Genomic DNA, 17,769 nt, shown 5'->3' with positions numbered 1-17,769 from the left:
GTGCATGAACCCCGTTCGGCTAAAAGGAGAAAATATGGAAATCATTATTCGGGCACGGGAACCGCAGGATGCCGCCGCCTATCAGCGACTCTACAGTCATCCCGATGTCTATCCCTGGACGCTGCAGCTGCCGTTTCCCAGCGTTGCCACCTGGGAGAAAAAAATCGCCAGAATGGATGCTGAGGGGTTTATCGCCTTTGTCGCGGAGATCGAGGGCGTGCTGGCCGGTGAGCTGACGCTGTTTGTGGATAACAAGCCGCGCACCCGCCACTGCATCAGCTTTGGGCTGGGTGTGCATCCCGATTACGCCGGTCGCGGCGTCGGTGAGCGCCTGATCCGCACCGCGCTCGACTATTCCCGTAACTGGCTGGGGATTACGCGTATGGAGCTGGAGGTGTTTCACGACAACGAACGGGCGCTGCGGCTCTATGAGCGGCTGGGCTTTGAGCGTGAAGGGGTGATGCGGCAGGCTGCCCTGCGCGACGGTCAGCTGCGCGATGTGGTGATGATGGCGAAACTGCTGCACGAGAAGTGATAACCGGAGCGGCAGCGCTGCCGCTCCGCTTTTCATTACGGAGTTTTATTGCTGTATTGCTGCATGTTCTGCTGCGTTACCAGTTCAAACGGGATCCACTGGTGGGAATCGACTTTTTCCCCTTTGATCATCTGCTGCGCCACCTCGACCGATTTTTTGCCCTGACCCACAGCATCCTGGAACACGGTGACGGCCAGTTTGCCGCTTGCCAGGGCTTTCAGGCCATCCGGCGTGGCATCAATGCCGCCCACCAGAATGGTTTTCTTCGGTTTCGCCTGGGCAATTGCCATGGTTGCGCCAATCGCCATTTCGTCGTTGTTGGCGGCGACAATATCGATCTCTTCCCCGTTCGACAGCCAGTTGAGCATTAAATCCATGCCCTCATTACGCGAATAGTTGGCGGTCTGCTTCAGCACCACTTTCATGTTGGGATACTTTGCCACCACCTGCTCGACATCTTTGGTGCGCTGCAGCGCACCCGCATCGCTGAGGTTACCGATGATAATGGCGACCTTGCCACGATAACCCGCCTGCTTCGCCAGCGCTTCCATCTGCAACGTGCCCGATTCGCGTTCGTCAGAGCCGACAAACACCACGCCCGGCGGCAGGGTTTTATCGCCCGGCGTGCGGTTAACGTAGACCAGCGGAATGTGAGCCTGCTGCACCAGCCTGGTCAGGGCAGGGGTGCTGGCGGAGTCGACCGGATCGACGATAATCGCGTCCACCCCGGAACTGATAAAGCTCTGCACCTGATCGGTCTGACGGCCCACGTCGCCGCGTGCATCTTCGAACTGCGCATCCAGTTGATGCGCTTTGGCCTCTTTCTCGATCGACTGGCGGATAATGGTCAGAAAGTTCTGGTCGAAATAGGCCATTGAGACGCCAATCTTCTCTGCCAGCGCCGACGTGGAAAGAGAGAGCAGACAGAGTATTGCCCATGCACGTTTTTTCATTGCAGACTCCCGAGGTTAACTGAGTGGAATATATTTTTCATTTATTATAAAAATGGACAAAGATTATCATTTGCAGCTTATGAACTGTCGCCGGGTTTGACAACCGGCCCTTTTCACTCTTGCTAGCGCCGCCACACTTTGCCGTAAAATCGCCGCGTCATAGCTGGCCGCGCCGATGAAATCCTCGACGTGGCGCACACTCTGCGGCAGGCAGTCGCGGCTTTTTGCGCTTTTGTGCAGCATCGCACTGGCCTTTGTGGTGGTTGTCAGAAAACCGCTGAATCGGGCCTGACGATCTCAACATCCGCACAATGATCCATCGTTAGCCTCCTATCTATATTTCCTTAAGCGGGAAATCTCAGCGTTATTCCTGAAAAAAACCTCGTGGCGCAACCTGCCGCTTTTTAAGGAATTCAGCTCATGCTTAAAGACCAAACGACTCACCGGACGTCTCATGTACGCATCTGGATCCTCTGCCTGATCCTCTTTTTGTCGGTCGTGGCTTATGCTGACCGTTCGATCCTCTCGATCTCCGGATCGGCGATCAAAGAGGAGTTCGGCCTGTCAGCGATCCAGCTGGGATTGATCCTCTCTGCCTTCAGCTGGGCCTACGTTATTGGTCAGATCCCCGGCGGACTGTTTCTTGACCGCTTCGGGGCTAAAAAAGTGTATGGCGTCACGCTGGCGCTCTGGTCAGTCTCGACGCTGGCGATGGGATTCGTTGGTGAGTTCTCCAGCGGCATGACCGGCGCGCTGATGCTGATGTTTGGTCTGCGCTTTATGCTGGGATTGATCGAGGCACCCAGCTTTCCCGCCAATGCGCGCGTGGTGATTATGTGGTTCCCTGGCGCAGAGCGGGGACGGGCTTCATCGCTGTTCAGCTCGGCGCAATATTTTGCCGTCGCCATCTTCTCGCCGTTGTCAGGCTGGCTGGTGTCGCGCTTTGGCTGGGAGTGGCCGTTCTTTGTGCTGGGCGGCATCGGCCTGCTGGCGGTGTTTGTCTGGGCTGCCTGGATGCGGGAGCCGCGCAATCACCCTGGCGTGTCAGAGAGTGAACTGCGCCACATCGTCGACGGTGGTGCGCTGGTGGATATCGACTCGGCGCAGACGCTGAAAGCGCGGCCACCGGTCAGTAAAGCGATGTTCAGAAAGCTGCTCACTAATCGCATGCTCTGGTGCGCCTATCTCGGTCAGTACTGCATCATCGCGCTCAGCTACTTCTTTATTACCTGGTTTCCGATCTATCTGGTGCAGGCGCGCGGCATGAACATCATGGAGGCGGGCTTCGCCACCGTGGCTCCGGCGCTGTTTGGTTTTCTGGGCGGGATCAGCGGCGGCTACCTGTCAGACAAGTTAATCGCCCGGGGCTGGAGCGTCTCCTGGGCGCGTAAAACGCCCTATATCGTCGGCATGCTGATGGCGTCCAGCCTGGTGCTGGCGGCGATTATTCCCGGTAACGGCGGCATTATCGCCATTATGTCCTTCGCCTTTTTCGGTAAAGGTATAGCGGCCGGTGCAGGCACCTGGACGGTGATCAGCGACACCGCACCTAAAGAGGCGGTGGGCCTGGCCGGCTCCATTTTTAACGGCATCGGCAATATTGCCGGTTTCACCACGCCGCTGCTGTTCGGCATCATCGTCGGTCTGACCGGCAGCTACAGCATCGGGCTGGCGTTTGTGGCGGCACACTGCGTGGTAGCGGCGCTGCTGTTCCTGCTGGTGATGGGACCGATTGAACGCGTCGGTGAAGAGAGCGATCGCCCGGCATCCTATAACAATCAGGAGAAAGAAGATGGCATTAAAGCAATGTAAGGTGCTGATCAGAGGGAAATTCCTGCCACTACAGCTGATAGAGAACATTGAAAAGACGTTCACCGCGTTCCGGCTGTGGGAGGCGGAAGATGAGGCAGCCTTTCTGGCTGAGCAGGGCGCAGATATCGACATGCTGGTCACCAGCGGCAACGCGGTGATGGGCGCACCGGCCGTGCTGATCGCCGCGCTGCCAAACCTGAAAGCGATCTGCAGTAACGGCGTCGGTTATGACAGCATTGATACGGAAGCCGCCCGGTCGCGCGGCATTGTGGTGACCAACACGCCGGAGGTGCTCAATGATTGCGTCGCCGATCTGGGGATGGCGCTGCTGCTGGATGTGGCGCGCCGCATCAGCGAGGCCGATCGCTTCACACGCGCCGGTCACTGGACGCAGGGCCGCTTTCCGCTGAGCAGCAAAATCGGTGGCAAGGTGTGCGGTATCGTCGGGCTGGGCAATATCGGTCAGGCGGTGGCAAGGCGCGCGCAGGCGTTTGATATGGCGATTCACTATTACAATCCGCGTTCACGGCCCGATGTGCCCTACACCCGTCATGAGAGCCTGGTGGCGCTGGCGCAGCAGGCCGATTTCCTGGTGCTGACCCTGCCGGGCGGTGCCGCGACGCGCCACATTATCAATGCGGAAGTGCTGCAGGCGCTGGGACCGCAGGGCTATCTGATTAACATTGCGCGCGGCAGCGTGGTGGATCAGCAGGCGCTGGTGGATGCGCTGGAAACCGGGCAGATCGCCGGTGCCGGGCTTGATGTGTTTGAACAGGAGCCGCAGGTGCCTGACGCACTGCGCCAGCGCGACAATGTGGTGATCACGCCGCATATCGCCAGCAGTACCCGCGAAACCATGGCGGCGATGGCTGACCTGGTCTTTGAGAATATGCTGGCGTTTGCCCGTGGTGAGCCGGTGCTGACCCGGGTAGTGTAACCGCAGCGGCGTCTTAACCCCCCTGCTGAAACGGGGGCGAGGCAGGACGCCTCTCCTCTGACCACTCACCAGACCCTCACCTTCGCACAAAACAGCCTGAAGAAAATTTGTCCGGCTGCCGATATCACCTTACCACCCGCTGATATTAAAGAGTGATAGCGTGATAAAGCTGATTACCATTGATGAATTGCGCCCAGGGATGTTTATCCACAAGCTGGAGGTCTGGTGGATAAAAGACCAGCGCATTCATAATGAGATGCTGATCACCGATCCCCGACAAATCGCCATGCTTCGCACTGAAGGGATCCGCCAGCTCTGGATCGACCTCGATCGATCGGTGCAGGCGCCGATCGCCTCCACGGTCGCGAAGAGAACCATTGGCCGCACCCCGTTTTTCCAGGAACTGGATCAGGCACAGCAGATCTTTTTGCAGGGCAAACCGAAAGTGCTGGCGATGTTCAACGAAGCGCGGCTGGGTAACGGCCTGAAGCTCGATTATATGATGGATCTGGTGGATGAAATCGCCGGATCGATCACGCGTGAACCCTCTGCCATGCTGAGCGTGGCGCGACTGAAAAATCATGATGACTACACCTATCTGCACTCCATGGCGGTCTGCGGGCTGATGATTGCGCTGGGTAAAAAACTCGGGCTGGATGAGCAGGAACTGCGTCGGGTGGGCATGGGCGGTTTACTGCATGATGTCGGCAAAGCGGCCGTGCCGCTGGCGATCCTGAACAAAGCGGGCAAGTTGACTGAAGAGGAGTTCAGGGTGATGCGTGAGCATCCGGTGGTCGGTGCGCAGATGCTGATAGAAGCCGACGCCGATGACGATCTGCTCGATATCACCCTGCATCATCATGAGAAATATGATGGCAGCGGCTATCCGCACCGCCTGAAAGGCGAGGCGATTTCGCTCTACGCCCGCATGGCGGCGGTGTGCGATGTCTATGATGCCGTCACTTCGACCCGCTCCTATCGCAACGGCTGGACACCCGCCGAGGCGATGCACCAGATGCTGAGCTGGCGCGGACATTTCGACCCTGGCTTGCTGCACTCCTTCGTGCGGACCATCGGCATCTATCCGGTGGGATCGCTGGTGCGTCTGGCCTCCGGCCGGGTGGCGCTGGTGGTGAAAGCGGGCGAAAAATCGCTGATGCGTCCCTGCGTGCATGTCTTCTGGTCACTGCACGCCCAGCGTGAAGTGAAACCGGAAGAGCTCGACCTTGGCGACAGCTTCTGCACCGACAGCATTGTGGGTGCAGAGGACAGCACGCTGTGGGGTAACGTCGATCTCAATCGTATCTGGGCGCTGGAAGTCGCCTGATTTTTCGCCATTTTTACACTATTTTTACGCCCGCCCGCTGCATTTTAACCCCTTCTTTATACGCCTCCGCGCAAGCTAAGCCATAAATCCAATCCTCTGGAGGTTCCTGTGAGCGTGGGCGTAATAACCGGCATTGTGCTGGTGGTGTTGTTACTGGGCTATCTGATCTATGCCCTGTTAAATGCGGAGGCCTTCTGATGGCGGCCAATGGTTTTTTACTCATCGCATTCTATCTGCTGCTGCTGATGGTGCTGGCGCAGCCGCTCGGACGGGGTCTGGCGTCGTTAGTGGCTGACAAGCCGGTGTTTGCCCGGCTGGAAGCGCCGCTGTGGCGACTGCTGGGCGCGCAACAATCGGACATGCGCTGGCCGCACTACCTGCTGGCGATTCTGCTGTTCAATGCGCTGGGTTTCGTGGTGCTGCTGGCAATATTGCTGATGCAGGGCGCGCTGCCGCTGAATCCGCAGCAGCTGCCTGGCCTGAGCTGGCATCTGGCGCTGAACACTGCCGTAAGCTTCGTCACCAACACCAACTGGCAATCCTACAGCGGCGAAAGCACCCTGAGCTATTTCAGTCAGATGGTGGGCCTGACGGTGCAGAATTTCCTCTCAGCCGCGACCGGTATCGCCGTGGCATTTGCGCTGATCCGTGGCTTCGCTAATCGCAGCTCTGCGACCCTGGGTAACGCCTGGCGCGACCTGACGCGCATCACGCTCTATGTCTTACTGCCTATCAGCCTGCTGATGGCGCTGTTCTTTGTCAGCCAGGGCAGCATCCAGAACTTCGCGCCTTATCACAGTTTCTCCACGCTGGAAGGCGTGCAGCAGACGCTGTCGATGGGACCGGTAGCGTCGCAGGAAGCGATCAAAATGCTGGGCACCAACGGTGGCGGCTTCTTTAACGCCAACTCCTCCCATCCATTTGAAAACCCGACGGTGCTGACTAACCTGGTGCAGATGCTGAGCATCTTCCTGATCCCGGCGGCGCTCTGCTTCGCGTTTGGCGAAAGCGTGCGTGACCGTCGTCAGGGCCACATGCTGCTGTGGGCGATGACGCTGATGTTTGTGGCGGCGGTCTCGGTCGTCATGTGGGCCGAACTGCAGGGCAACCCGCATTTCCTCCAGCTGGGTGCTGACAGCGCCATCAACATGGAAGGTAAAGAGACGCGCTTTGGCATTCTTAACAGCAGCCTGTTCGCGGTTATCACTACCGCCGCCTCCTGCGGTGCGGTGAATGCCATGCACGACTCCTTTACCGCGCTGGGCGGCATGGTGCCGATGTGGCTGATGCAACTGGGCGAAGTGGTGTTTGGCGGCGTCGGTGCCGGTCTCTACGGCATGCTGCTGTTTGTGCTGCTGGCGGTGTTTATCGCCGGGCTGATGATCGGTCGTACCCCGGAATTCCTGGGCAAAAAAATCGACGTCTGGGAGATGAAGATGACCGCGCTGGCGATTCTGGTCACACCGGCGCTGGTACTGATCGGTACCGCACTGGCGATGATGACCGACGCCGGACGCAGTGCCATGGCCAATCCCGGCATTCACGGCTTCAGCGAAGTGCTCTACGCGGTCTCCTCGGCGGCCAACAACAACGGCAGCGCCTTTGCCGGCCTGAGTGCTAACACGCCGTTCTGGAACCTGCTACTGGCTGCCTGCATGCTGCTGGGCCGCTTCGGCATCATCATTCCGGTGATGGCGATTGCCGGTGCGATGGCGGTGAAAAAAGTGCAGCCGGTGGGTAACGGCACGCTGCCAACCCACGGTCCGCTGTTTATCGGACTACTGATCGGCACGGTGCTGCTGGTGGGTGCACTGACCTTTATTCCTGCTCTGGCGCTGGGCCCGGTGGCTGAGCATCTGCAACTTGTTCAGGGACAATCCTCATGAGTCGTCAACAACAGGCGTTATTTGACGCAGCATTGCTGCGTACCTCGGCCTGGGATGCAGTGAAAAAGCTCGATCCCCGGGTGCAGTTCCGTAACCCGGTGATGTTTGTAGTCTACCTCGGCAGCATTCTGACCTCGCTGCTGGCGCTGGCGATGCTGACCGGCCGGATCAGCGGCAGCGCCAGCTTTACCGGGGCGATCGCGGTCTGGCTCTGGTTCACCGTGCTGTTTGCCAACCTGGCGGAGGCGCTGGCAGAAGGGCGCAGTAAGGCCCAGGCCAGCAGCCTGAAAGGGGTGAAAAAGACCAGCTTTGCCAAAAAACTCTCAGCGGCGCGCTATGGCGCCGAGTGGCAGCAGGTCAGTGCCGATGAGCTGCGCAAAGGCGATGCCGTGCTGGTGGAAGCGGGCGACATCATCCCCTGCGACGGTGAAGTGATGGAGGGCGGTGCCTCTGTGGATGAGAGCGCCATTACCGGTGAGTCCGCACCGGTGATCCGCGAGTCGGGCGGTGACTTCGCCTCCGTCACCGGCGGGACCCGCATTCTCTCTGACTGGCTGGTGATCACCTGTAGCGCCAACCCGGGCGAAACCTTCCTTGACCGGATGATCGCCATGGTGGAAGGCGCGAAACGCCGTAAAACCCCGAATGAGATCGCCCTGACCATCCTGCTGGTGTCACTGACCATCGTGTTCCTGCTGGCGACCGTGACACTCTGGCCGTTCTCTGCATGGGGCGGAACGCCGGTCAGCATCACGGTGCTGGTGGCGCTGCTGGTCTGTCTGATCCCGACCACCATCGGCGGCTTACTGTCGGCGATTGGCGTGGCGGGGATGAGCCGGATGCTGGGTGCTAACGTCATTGCGACCAGCGGGCGTGCGGTGGAAGCCGCGGGCGATGTGGATGTGCTGATGCTGGACAAAACCGGCACCATCACGCTGGGTAACCGTCAGGCGACCCAGTTCCTGCCCGCGCCGGGCGTCAGCGAAGAGCAACTGGCCGACGCCGCACAGCTCGCCTCGCTGGCCGATGAGACGCCGGAAGGGCGCAGTATCGTGGTGCTGGCAAAACAGCGATTTAATCTGCGTGAGCGCGATCTCAGCAGCATGGGTGCCAGCTTTATTCCGTTCTCTGCGCAGACCCGCATGAGCGGCGTAAACGTGCAGGATCGACTGATCCGCAAAGGCGCGGTCGATGCGGTACGGCGCCACATCGAAGCGAACCATGGCCGTTTCCCGGCCGAGGTCAATGCGCAGGTGGAAGAGGTGGCACGCAGTGGCGGCACGCCGCTGGTGGTGTCAGAGGGCGCGAACGTGCTGGGCGTGGTGGCGCTGAAAGATATCGTCAAAGGTGGCATCAAAGAGCGCTTTGCCGAACTGCGCAAAATGGGTATCAAAACGGTGATGATCACCGGCGATAACCCGCTGACGGCCGCAGCGATTGCCGCGGAAGCGGGCGTGGATGACTTCCTGTCAGAGGCCACGCCGGAAGCCAAGCTGGCGCTGATCCGCCAGTATCAGGCGGAAGGGCGTTTAGTGGCGATGACCGGCGACGGCACCAACGATGCGCCAGCACTGGCGCAGGCGGATGTGGCGGTGGCGATGAACTCCGGTACCCAGGCGGCGAAAGAGGCGGGCAACATGGTCGATCTCGACTCGAACCCGACCAAGCTGCTGGAAGTGGTGCATATCGGTAAACAGATGCTGATGACGCGCGGTTCGCTGACCACCTTCAGTATCGCCAACGACGTGGCGAAATACTTCGCCATCATTCCGGCGGCGTTTGCGGCGACCTATCCGCAGCTCAACATGCTTAACGTGATGCACCTGCACTCGCCAGCCAGTGCGATTCTGTCGGCGGTGATCTTTAACGCTCTGGTGATTGTCTTCCTGATCCCGCTGGCCCTGAAAGGCGTCAGCTACCGCCCACTGAGCGCTGCTGCGCTGCTGCGCCGCAACCTGCTGATTTACGGTCTGGGTGGCCTGCTGGTGCCGTTTGTCGGCATCAAAGCGATCGATCTGCTGTTAGTGTTTTCAGGCATGGCCTGAGGAGAGAAAAATGAGTCAGTTACGTCCGGCAATTTTACTGTTGTTGCTGCTTACGCTTGTTACCGGCGTGGTTTATCCTTTGCTCACCACCGGTCTGGCGCAGTGGCTGTTTCCGTCCCAGTCCAGCGGCTCGCTGCTGGAGGAGGATGGCGTGGCGCGCGGGTCGGCGCTGATTGGCCAGAACTTTACCCAGCCCAACTATTTCTGGGGCCGCCCTTCAGCCAGTGGTGATAAACCTTATAATCCGCTGGCCTCAGGGGGCAGCAATCTGGCCGCCAGCAACCCGGCGCTGGACAAAGCGGTAGCCGATCGCGTCGCTGCGCTGCGGGCCGCGAATCCGCAGGCACCGGCCGCCGTCCCGGTTGAACTGGTCACCGCGTCAGCCAGCGGGCTGGACCCGGATATTTCGCCACAGGCCGCCCTTTGGCAGGCACCGCGTATCGCCGCCAGCCGCCAGTTGCCGTTGCCGCAGGTCGAGGCGCTGATTGATAAGATGACGCATCGTCCGCTGCTGCCATTCCTCGGCACCCCGACCCTCAACGTGTTGCAGCTGAATATGGCGCTCAACGAACTGTAATGGTGTTAAGAGCCTATCCCATTAGGCTATTTTATTTGTCAGTCTGAACCTGGGCAGTGCTCACAATCCTCACGTACTACGTGTACGCTCCGGTTGTTCCGCGCTGTCCGTGTCCAGACTGTCTGCAACAATTACGCCTACTGGCATAGGCTCTAAGGAAGCGATGAACCACGAACCCCAGCGTCCCGATCCCGACGCGCTGCTGCAGGCTAACCGCGAGACTCATCGCGGGCAGCTGAAAATTTACTTTGGTGCCTGTGCTGGCGTGGGTAAAACCTACGCCATGCTGCAGGAGGCACAGCGGCTGCGTGCGCAGGGTCTGGATGTCTTAATCGGCGTGGTAGAGACCCATGACCGGCCGGAAACCGCACAGCTGCTGACAGGGTTAACTCTGCTGCCGCGTCGCGCAACCGGCCGCTCGCGTCATGCAGAGTTTGATCTTGATGCCGCGCTGGCTCGCCATCCGGCGGTGATCCTGATGGATGAGCTGGCGCACACCAACGTGCAGGGCTCGCGCCATCCCAAGCGCTGGCAGGATATTGAGGAGCTGCTGGAAGCGGGCATCGATGTACTGACCACCGTCAACGTACAGCATCTTGAGAGCCTCAATGATGTGGTAGGCGGCGTCACCGGCATTCAGGTGCGCGAAACCGTGCCCGATCCCTTTTTCGACAGCGCCGACGAAGTGGTGCTGGTCGATCTGCCGCCCGACGATCTGCGGCAGCGGCTGAAAGAGGGCAAAGTCTACATTGGCGACCGCGCGGAACGCGCCATCGAAAACTTTTTCCGCAAAGGTAACCTGTTCGCCCTGCGTGAGCTGGCCCTGCGTCGCACCGCCGATCGGGTGGATGATCAGATGCGCGCCTGGCGCGATCAGCAGGGACGGGAGCGCGTCTGGCACACCCGCGACGCCATTCTGCTCTGCATTGGCGACGACAGCGGCAGTGAAAAGCTGGTGCGCACCGCCGCCCGACTGGCGGCGCGGCTTGGCAGTGAATGGCACGCGGTCTATGTCGAAACGCCCCGGCTGCACCGGCTGCCGGAAGCGCGGCGACGGGCGATTCTCCGTACGTTACAGCTGGCGCAGGAGCTGGGCGCGGAAACCGCGACCCTCTCTGAACCCGATGAAGCCGAAGCGGTACTGGGTTACGCCCGCGCGCACAATCTGGGCAAAATTGTCACCGGTCGTCGCCCGCTGCGGCGCTGGCGGCGTGACAGCTTTGCCGAACGGCTCGGCCAGCTGGGGCCGGATCTCGATCTGCTGGTGGTGGCGCTGGATGAGCCGCTGAAGGATGCGCCGCATCCGCTGCCGGATGGCCGCGTCACCAGCGAAAAATGGCGTATTCAGCTGCGCGGCGTAATGATGGCGCTGGTGCTCTGTATCCTTGTAACCGCCGCCGGACAGTCGGTACTGATCGGTTTCGATCCCGCCAACTGCGTAATGATCTATCTGCTGGCGGTGGTGATCGTGGCGCTGCGCTATGGTCGCTGGCCGTCGGTGATCGCCACGGTGATGAATATCGTCGCCTTTGACCTCTTCTTTGTTGCCCCCACCGGCACGGTGGCGGTCTCCGATCTGCAATATCTGGTCACCTTTGGCGTGATGCTGGCGGTAGGCGTAATCGTCGGCAATCTCACGGCAGGCGTGCGTTATCAGGCGCGGGTGGCGCGCTACCGCGAGCAGCGGGCGCGCCAGCTCTATGAGATGGCGAAATCGCTGGGCAGTGCGTTAACGCCGCAGGATATCGCCGCCACCAGCCAGCGGGTGCTGGATGCCACGTTACAGGCGCGCTGCCTGCTGCTGCTGCCGGATGAGCAGGGCGAACTGCAACCGGTGGGCGATGCGTTACCAGCCAGCGAGCCGGATCGCGCGATTGCTAAATGGAGTTACAGCAAAGGCCAGCCTGCGGGTGCGGGCACTGATACCTTACCGGCGGTGCCTTATCAGATCCTGCCGCTGAAAAGTGGCGCGCACTGCCGGGGTTTGCTGGTGGTGGAGCCGCAGAACCTGCGTCAGCTGATGATCCCCGAGCAGCAGCGGCTGGTGGAAACCTTTACGGTGCTGATTGCTAACGCACTGGAGCGAATGGCGCTGTCGCATAGCGAGGCGGCGTCCCGGCTCTCGGCGGAGCGTGAACAGCTGCGCAACGCGCTGCTGTCGGCGCTGTCCCACGACCTGCGCACCCCACTGACCGTGCTGTTTGGTCAGGCGGAAATGCTGATGCTTGACCTGGCCAGCGACAACTCAAAATATGTGCCGCAGGCCAGTCAGATCCGCGAGCAGACGCTGAGCACCATCCGGCTGGTGAGCAACATGCTGGATATGGCGCGCATTCAGTCGGGCGGCCTCAATCTGCGTGAGGAGTGGCTGGCGCTGGAAGAGGTGGTCGGCGGGGCGCTGAGCAGCATGGCACCATCACTGAAAGGGCATGAGGTCCGGCTCGATCTGCCGGACGACATCGTGCTGATCAAAGGCGACAGCACGCTGCTGGAGCGGGTCTTCACCAACCTGATTGAGAACAGCCTGAAGTATGCCGGTAACAGCGCACCACGCGGCATTCGCGCCTGGCGTGCGGCGTCACGGCTGGAGATCTCGGTCTGGGATAGCGGACCGGGCATTGCCGAAGACGATTTAAGCCGGATATTCGATAAATTCTGGCGGGGCGACAAAGAGTCGGCGGTGCCGGGCGTCGGGCTGGGTCTGGCAATCTGTAAAACCATTATCGAGAGCCACGGTGGTCAGATCTGGGCAGAGAACAGGGCCGAAGGCGGCGCGGCATTTCGTCTCTCGCTGCCGCTGCCGCCGGTCCCTGAAATTTCTGACGAAGGGCTGAAATAACTTCACAGTTGATCGGTTATACTCCCGGACCTGTTTGATTATTCGTGGGATTGTATGGAACGTTTTACCGAAAACCTGATGTATGCATCGCGCTGGTTGCTGGCCCCGGTTTACATTGGACTTTCGCTGGGATTGCTGGCGCTGACCATTAAATTTTTCCAGGAAATTTTCCACCTGCTGCCCAACATTTTCAGCATTGCGGAAAACGATCTGATCCTGCTGCTGCTGTCGCTGGTGGATATGACGCTGGTTGGCGGCCTGCTGGTGATGGTGATGCTGTCGGGTTATGAGAATTTCATCTCTAAGCTCGATATCGACGAAGATAAAGAGAAGCTGAGCTGGCTGGGCAAGATGGACTCCGGCTCGCTGAAAAACAAAGTCGCCGCCTCCATTGTCGCCATCTCCTCGATTCACCTGCTGCGGGTGTTTATGGAAGCGCGCAACGTCGAAAACGACAAGCTGATGTGGTACGTGATTATCCACCTGACCTTTGTGCTCTCCGCCTTTGTGATGGGCTGGCTGGATCAGATGTCGCGCAGCGATAAAAAACCGAAGTAACCTCTCTGGCGGCCCGCTGAGGCGGGCGCCTGCTTTACCCTTTCCGCTCTGCTCCCCCTGAACGACCCGCTGGCTGTGAGGCCGGACGCGTACCCGCCAGCTGCGGCATCACCTCTTTGATCATGGCAAAAAAGTGTTGCAGCCTGGCCGGGTAGTAACTCGCCCAGGGATAAGTCAGCCACACCGGCAGCGGCGGTGCCTGCCACGCGGGCATCAGCTGAACCAGGCCGCCATCCGCCAGATCTTCCTGCACCGCCCAGGACGAGACGATCGCGGCTCCCATCCCCGCCAGTGCCGCTTTACGCACCGCATATAAACTGTCGCTGCTCAGTCGGGGCGTAATCGCCAGGTTCACCGGCTGGCCATCGTCAATCTTCTGCAACGCCACTTCGTTACGGTAAAAACTGGTCAGTGCCAGCCACGGCAGATCGCGCAGCTGTTCAACCCGCTCTATCGGCGGCTGCTGCGCCAGCAGGTGCGGGGCGGCCACCACAATACGCGGCACTTCTGCCAGCAGTATCGCCACCACCGAAGGATCGGTTGGCGCGCCGACCTGAATGGCGCAGTCCACATTCTCCGCCATAAAGTCGGGCGTGCGGTCATTCAGCATCCACTCAATATTAAGCCGGGGATAGCGGTGCAGATAGTCCACCAGCGGGGCGATCAGCTGATCCTGGCCAAAGGCGTGCGGGGCGCGAACCCGCAGCGTACCGACCGGGTCATCGCTGGCCCCGGTCAGCTCATCTTCCAGCGCATGCCAGGTCGCCAGCAGCTGCCGCGCCTGGGCGTAGCAGCGCTCGCCATCATCGGTAAGCTTCAGCGCATGGGTGGTGCGCAGGATAAGCTTGAGGCCCAGCCGCTGCTCCAGGCTCTGCAGTCGGCGGCTGACGGTGGGTTGTGTCGTGCCGAGCTGCGCGGCGGCGGCGGATAAGCTGCCGCTCTCCACAATACGGATAAAAGTCTGCATCAGATCGATGCGATCGCTGCTGTTAGGATTGTTCATACGCACCATGTATAACGGTTTTGCCTGATGTCAGTCTACCGCGTATAACCGCAATGCGCTTTAATGGCAGGACGAAATGATGAGGATTACAGCATGTCAGCCATACAGACCCAGACTCAAAATGAACCGCTCTCTGCGCCGCTGGTGTTTACCCTGGCCGCCGGTGCCGGACTCAGCGTCGCGTCGATCTACTACAGCCAGCCGATGCTGGATATCATCAGCAAGCAGTTTAACGCCGGCATCGGCGCGGTCGGCATGGTGCCGATGCTGACCCAGGCGGGCTATGCGCTGGGCATCCTGCTGCTGGCTCCGCTGGGCGATCGCCATGACCGGCGGACCATTATCTTTATCAAAGGCTTAATGCTGGTGGCGGCGCTGCTGCTGTGTGGTTTTTCCGGTGGACTCAGCGCGCTGCTGATTGCCAGTTTTATCACCGGCCTGACCGCCACCGTGGCGCAGGATATTGTGCCCGCTTCGGCGGCGCTGGCGCCGGAACGCAGCCGGGGTAAAACAGTCGGCACGGTGATGACCGGACTGCTGGTGGGCATCCTGCTGTCGCGGGTGGTCAGCGGGGTGGTGGCAGAGTATTTCGGCTGGCGCACCATGTATATGATTGCCGCGCTGGCGGTGCTGCTGATTACGCTCACGCTGTGGCGGGTACTGCCGCGTTTCGCGCCAGGCACCTCGGTGAGCTATCCGCGCCTGTTGCTGTCGCTGGTGCACCTGTGGCGTCACCATCAGACGCTGCGTCGTGCCGCACTGGCTCAGGGGCTGTTGTCAGTGGGTTTTAGCGCCTTCTGGTCGACGCTGGCGTTAATGCTCAGCGACCGCTTTCATCTGGACAGTGCTGTGGCCGGGGCGTTTGGTTTAGCCGGTGCGGCGGGTGCCATGGCGGCACCGCTGGCGGGCAGTTTTGCTGACCGCATCGGTCCGGCCAGGGTCACGCAGGCTGGCGCCGCGCTGGTGACAATCTCCTTTGCGCTGATGTTTCTGCTGCCGCCGCTGCCGATGCCGGCCCAGCTGGCGCTGATTGTCCTTTGCACCATCGGCTTCGATTTAGGAGTGCAGGCCACGCTGGTGGCGCATCAGACGCTGGTCTATGGCCTGGCGCCGGAAGCACGCAGTCGCCTGAATGCGCTGCTGTTTACCGTGGTGTTTATCGGTATGGCCACCGGTGCGGCGCTGGGAAGTCTGGCGCTGGCACACTGGGGCTGGAATGGCGTGGTTGCGCTCTCGACCTTAGCCGGTGCAGCCGCGCTGGCGGTCCGCTTCGCCAGTCGACACCTGAAAAACTGACACCTCGCCCGTCAAAAAATGTGCCAGGCTTATTCATAAACCCGAAATAATCTGGAGTGTTATGAACTTTTTAGCCTGGACAGCAGCGACGGGCGGCCTTCTGCTGCTGATGTCGCTGGCTTCCGGTTGGATTCACCGGGGGCCAGTCACCTCATTTGGTCTGTTCCTTATCGCGGGCATGCTGTGCGGCCCATGGGGATTTGATGTTATCCACATTGATATTGTTACCCATTCCGAAGCCGTGGCGCACATCACTGAAATCACCATGGCTGCCTCGCTGTTCATCACCGGCCTCAAGCTGCGTCAGCCGCTGCAAAACAACTGCTGGCACACCGGGCTGAAACTGGCTTTTCCCGCCATGCTGCTGACCGTGGCCGCGATGACCCTGCTGTCGCACTTCCTGGTGGGATTAGACTGGCCGATTGCGCTGGCGTTTGGTGCCATTGTTGCGCCGACCGATCCGGTGCTGGCGAGCTTAATCTCGGTCAACGATGCGCAGGATGATGACTCGCTGCGCGTGGCGATCTCCAGTGAAGCGGGTATGAATGATGGTTCCGCGCTGCCGTTGCTGATGCTGGCGCTGCTGCTGTTTAATGGCGAAAGCCTGAGCGTGGCGATGCTGGGGCACTGGGGTGCGGTCGAGGTGCTCTGGGCAATTGGCGGCGGTCTGATCATCGGTTTCGTGCTGGGGCAGTTGATTGGCCTGCTGGCGACCCGACTGCGCAATGCCAATGGCGATGTGGCGCCCAATGATTTCCTGGCGCTGGCGCTGATTGCGCTGAGTTATTCACTGGTGGAGTGGCTGGGTGCCTCCGGCTTCCTGGCTGCCTTCGCCGCCGGGCTGGGATTACGCCGTGCTGAGATGGGCGTATTCCGTCGCCATCAGCCGGACGATCTCTCTGACGACGAGCGCGTGCTGCCCTCTGAAGCACTGGTGAACCCTAATAAACGCCTGGCGCATCAGGGCGACAACAATATGGTGAAGTCGATAGGGTTTGTGGTAGGCGACGCCCTCTCTTTTGGCGATACTATTGAACGTTTACTGGCGGCTGGCATGATGGTGGTGCTGGGCGTCACACTGGCGCAGCACTGGAACATCTACGGCGTGCTGATTGGCCTGGTGCTGTTTGTGGTGGTGCGGCCACTGGCCGTCTGGCTGGTGACGCTGCGCGCCGGACTGCCGCTGGGGCAGCGTCTGCTGATTGGCTGGCTGGGCATCCGCGGGATTGGCAGTCTGAACTACATCGCCTATGCCTGGACGCACGGTATGGAAGGCCCGCAGATGGAAATTATGACCAATATGGCGTTAACGCTGGTGGTCTGCAGCGTGGTGGTCCACGGCACCACCGTGTCGCCGCTGCTGAACTGGCGTCAGAAACGCCTAGAAGCCCTTCAGCGTAAGGTTTAACCCGAACTAACAGGAGTTAAGAATGAAAGTAACTCAGATAGTGCTGCTGAGCATCCTCGCCACCGGCAGCGCGCTGGCGGCGGACGAGGCTGACACTGAGCAGAATGTTTATGCCAGTCAGCTGTGCCACATTGTCAGCGGCGAGAAAAAGGTCGCCAGTGCGGATCAGTATGTCGAACAGATGAAATCGACCGTGGCGCGCAGTCAGTCGCCGTCGGCGATGAATCAGCCTGAATTTGATGAAGAGTCCGCGCGTGAAGTGGCCAGTGCCTGGCTGCAGCTGGGAGATGATGAGCGTGCCAAACTGCGCGTTAACGAACAGCAGTGTGAGCAGGCCGTGATGGCGCAGTTCCAGCAGGAAGATTAACCGCATCGGATTAAATAAAAACGCGCCTGCCGGGCTAATACTGATCAGTTAAGATTAAATTTGTAAAGGCTGTCACGGTCAAACGTGGCAGCTTTTTTTCCGGGCGAGCGAGCCGCAGTGCGGGCCAGCGCACCTCTGCTGCTGCCGGACCGTCCTCGCGCCGCTCACGCGGTACCTTCGGCTTTGACGTCGTGCCGACGAACCGTTCGGGGATCGGCCCTCCCTG

16 protein-coding genes are annotated in these 17,769 nt (G+C 60.1%); 13 read left to right on the top strand and 3 right to left on the bottom strand.

Features of this window, described 5'->3' with window-relative positions; translation table 11 throughout:
• Window positions 1–34 precede the first annotated feature (34 nt).
• Window positions 35–535: a GNAT family N-acetyltransferase gene (locus tag HFD94_RS20840; protein ID WP_010253457.1), complete on the top strand. Its 501-nt coding sequence runs from the start codon at window positions 35–37 to the stop codon at window positions 533–535.
• A gap of 35 nt (window positions 536–570) precedes the next feature.
• Here the strand turns inward: HFD94_RS20840 and HFD94_RS20835 are convergent, their stop codons facing one another.
• Complete coding sequence (locus tag HFD94_RS20835; RefSeq protein ID WP_167433516.1) at window positions 571–1,488, bottom strand: sugar ABC transporter substrate-binding protein; 918 nt, start codon at window positions 1,486–1,488, stop codon at window positions 571–573.
• Between the two features lie 420 nt (window positions 1,489–1,908).
• Between HFD94_RS20835 and HFD94_RS20830 the strand changes: the two genes are divergently transcribed.
• The 9 genes from HFD94_RS20830 to HFD94_RS20790 all read left to right on the top strand — a co-directional run bounded on the left by HFD94_RS20830 (window position 1,909) and on the right by HFD94_RS20790 (window position 13,469).
• Complete coding sequence (locus HFD94_RS20830) at window positions 1,909–3,300, top strand: MFS transporter (RefSeq protein WP_033759126.1); 1,392 nt, start codon at window positions 1,909–1,911, stop codon at window positions 3,298–3,300.
• The gene (locus HFD94_RS20825; RefSeq protein ID WP_167433515.1) at window positions 3,281–4,237 is read left to right on the top strand and encodes a 2-hydroxyacid dehydrogenase; all 957 of its coding nucleotides are present in this window, start codon (window positions 3,281–3,283) and stop codon (window positions 4,235–4,237) included. The genes HFD94_RS20830 and HFD94_RS20825 overlap by 20 nt, the downstream gene beginning before the upstream one ends.
• A gap of 160 nt (window positions 4,238–4,397) precedes the next feature.
• On the top strand, window positions 4,398–5,564 hold the full coding sequence (locus HFD94_RS20820; RefSeq protein ID WP_010671493.1) for an HD-GYP domain-containing protein: 1,167 nt from the start codon (window positions 4,398–4,400) through the stop codon (window positions 5,562–5,564).
• A gap of 108 nt (window positions 5,565–5,672) precedes the next feature.
• Window positions 5,673–5,762: a K(+)-transporting ATPase subunit F gene (kdpF, locus tag HFD94_RS20815; RefSeq protein WP_010253443.1), complete on the top strand. Its 90-nt coding sequence runs from the start codon at window positions 5,673–5,675 to the stop codon at window positions 5,760–5,762.
• Entirely contained in the window at window positions 5,762–7,450 is a 1,689-nt protein-coding gene (kdpA, locus tag HFD94_RS20810) for a potassium-transporting ATPase subunit KdpA (RefSeq protein WP_167433514.1), read from the top strand. Before kdpF ends, kdpA begins: the two co-directional genes overlap by 1 nt.
• A complete protein-coding gene (gene kdpB, locus HFD94_RS20805; protein ID WP_010671495.1) occupies window positions 7,447–9,495 on the top strand; it encodes a potassium-transporting ATPase subunit KdpB in 2,049 nt (682 codons plus the stop codon). Before kdpA ends, kdpB begins: the two co-directional genes overlap by 4 nt.
• 10 nt (window positions 9,496–9,505) lie before the next feature.
• Entirely contained in the window at window positions 9,506–10,072 is a 567-nt protein-coding gene (kdpC, locus tag HFD94_RS20800) for a potassium-transporting ATPase subunit KdpC (RefSeq protein ID WP_010253435.1), read from the top strand.
• Between the two features lie 163 nt (window positions 10,073–10,235).
• Window positions 10,236–12,911, top strand: coding sequence for a two-component system sensor histidine kinase KdpD (gene kdpD / locus HFD94_RS20795; protein ID WP_010671497.1), 2,676 nt, complete (start codon window positions 10,236–10,238; stop codon window positions 12,909–12,911).
• A gap of 54 nt (window positions 12,912–12,965) precedes the next feature.
• Window positions 12,966–13,469 carry a TIGR00645 family protein gene (locus HFD94_RS20790; protein WP_010253431.1) on the top strand — a complete coding sequence of 168 codons (504 nt, stop codon included), beginning with the start codon at window positions 12,966–12,968 and terminating at the stop codon, window positions 13,467–13,469.
• 34 nt (window positions 13,470–13,503) lie between these two features.
• Here HFD94_RS20790 and HFD94_RS20785 read toward each other — a convergent pair whose 3' ends face one another.
• Window positions 13,504–14,472 (bottom strand): LysR family transcriptional regulator, encoded by a 969-nt coding sequence (locus HFD94_RS20785; protein ID WP_062759567.1) that lies wholly within the window; start codon window positions 14,470–14,472, stop codon window positions 13,504–13,506.
• A gap of 93 nt (window positions 14,473–14,565) precedes the next feature.
• On the opposite strand from HFD94_RS20785, the gene HFD94_RS20780 reads away from it, so the two are divergent.
• From HFD94_RS20780 to HFD94_RS20770, 3 genes are all read left to right on the top strand, one after another.
• Window positions 14,566–15,768: an MFS transporter gene (locus tag HFD94_RS20780; RefSeq protein ID WP_167433513.1), complete on the top strand. Its 1,203-nt coding sequence runs from the start codon at window positions 14,566–14,568 to the stop codon at window positions 15,766–15,768.
• Between the two features lie 61 nt (window positions 15,769–15,829).
• Window positions 15,830–17,176 (top strand): sodium:proton antiporter, encoded by a 1,347-nt coding sequence (locus HFD94_RS20775; RefSeq protein WP_010253425.1) that lies wholly within the window; start codon window positions 15,830–15,832, stop codon window positions 17,174–17,176.
• A 22-nt stretch (window positions 17,177–17,198) separates the two neighbouring features.
• Window positions 17,199–17,543 (top strand): hypothetical protein, encoded by a 345-nt coding sequence (locus HFD94_RS20770; RefSeq protein ID WP_010671501.1) that lies wholly within the window; start codon window positions 17,199–17,201, stop codon window positions 17,541–17,543.
• Between the two features lie 34 nt (window positions 17,544–17,577).
• Here HFD94_RS20770 and HFD94_RS22935 read toward each other — a convergent pair.
• The coding region (locus HFD94_RS22935) for a hypothetical protein (protein ID WP_207712424.1) at window positions 17,578–17,769 on the bottom strand (192 nt) is incomplete at its 5' end.

Origin of the sequence: Pantoea sp. EKM20T (assembly GCF_011800485.1) — a bacterium.
Lineage (GTDB): Bacteria > Pseudomonadota > Gammaproteobacteria > Enterobacterales > Enterobacteriaceae > Pantoea > Pantoea agglomerans.
The sequence above is the reverse complement of the archived record's forward strand: the minus strand, read 5'-3'. Positions and strand labels throughout refer to the sequence as shown.

What these genes read in the sequence shown, in the direction of transcription:
- HFD94_RS20840 (WP_010253457.1), top strand. Translation starts at nt 35, where the DNA reads ATGGAAATCATTATTCGGGCACGGGAACCGCAGGATGCCGCCGCCTAT.
- HFD94_RS20835 (WP_167433516.1), bottom strand. Translation starts at nt 1,488, where the DNA reads ATGAAAAAACGTGCATGGGCAATACTCTGTCTGCTCTCTCTTTCCACG.
- HFD94_RS20830 (WP_033759126.1), top strand. Translation starts at nt 1,909, where the DNA reads ATGCTTAAAGACCAAACGACTCACCGGACGTCTCATGTACGCATCTGG.
- HFD94_RS20825 (WP_167433515.1), top strand. Translation starts at nt 3,281, where the DNA reads ATGGCATTAAAGCAATGTAAGGTGCTGATCAGAGGGAAATTCCTGCCA.
- kdpA (WP_167433514.1), top strand. Translation starts at nt 5,762, where the DNA reads ATGGCGGCCAATGGTTTTTTACTCATCGCATTCTATCTGCTGCTGCTG.
- kdpB (WP_010671495.1), top strand. Translation starts at nt 7,447, where the DNA reads ATGAGTCGTCAACAACAGGCGTTATTTGACGCAGCATTGCTGCGTACC.
- kdpC (WP_010253435.1), top strand. Translation starts at nt 9,506, where the DNA reads ATGAGTCAGTTACGTCCGGCAATTTTACTGTTGTTGCTGCTTACGCTT.
- kdpD (WP_010671497.1), top strand. Translation starts at nt 10,236, where the DNA reads ATGAACCACGAACCCCAGCGTCCCGATCCCGACGCGCTGCTGCAGGCT.
- HFD94_RS20790 (WP_010253431.1), top strand. Translation starts at nt 12,966, where the DNA reads ATGGAACGTTTTACCGAAAACCTGATGTATGCATCGCGCTGGTTGCTG.
- HFD94_RS20785 (WP_062759567.1), bottom strand. Translation starts at nt 14,472, where the DNA reads ATGAACAATCCTAACAGCAGCGATCGCATCGATCTGATGCAGACTTTT.
- HFD94_RS20780 (WP_167433513.1), top strand. Translation starts at nt 14,566, where the DNA reads ATGTCAGCCATACAGACCCAGACTCAAAATGAACCGCTCTCTGCGCCG.
- HFD94_RS20775 (WP_010253425.1), top strand. Translation starts at nt 15,830, where the DNA reads ATGAACTTTTTAGCCTGGACAGCAGCGACGGGCGGCCTTCTGCTGCTG.
- HFD94_RS20770 (WP_010671501.1), top strand. Translation starts at nt 17,199, where the DNA reads ATGAAAGTAACTCAGATAGTGCTGCTGAGCATCCTCGCCACCGGCAGC.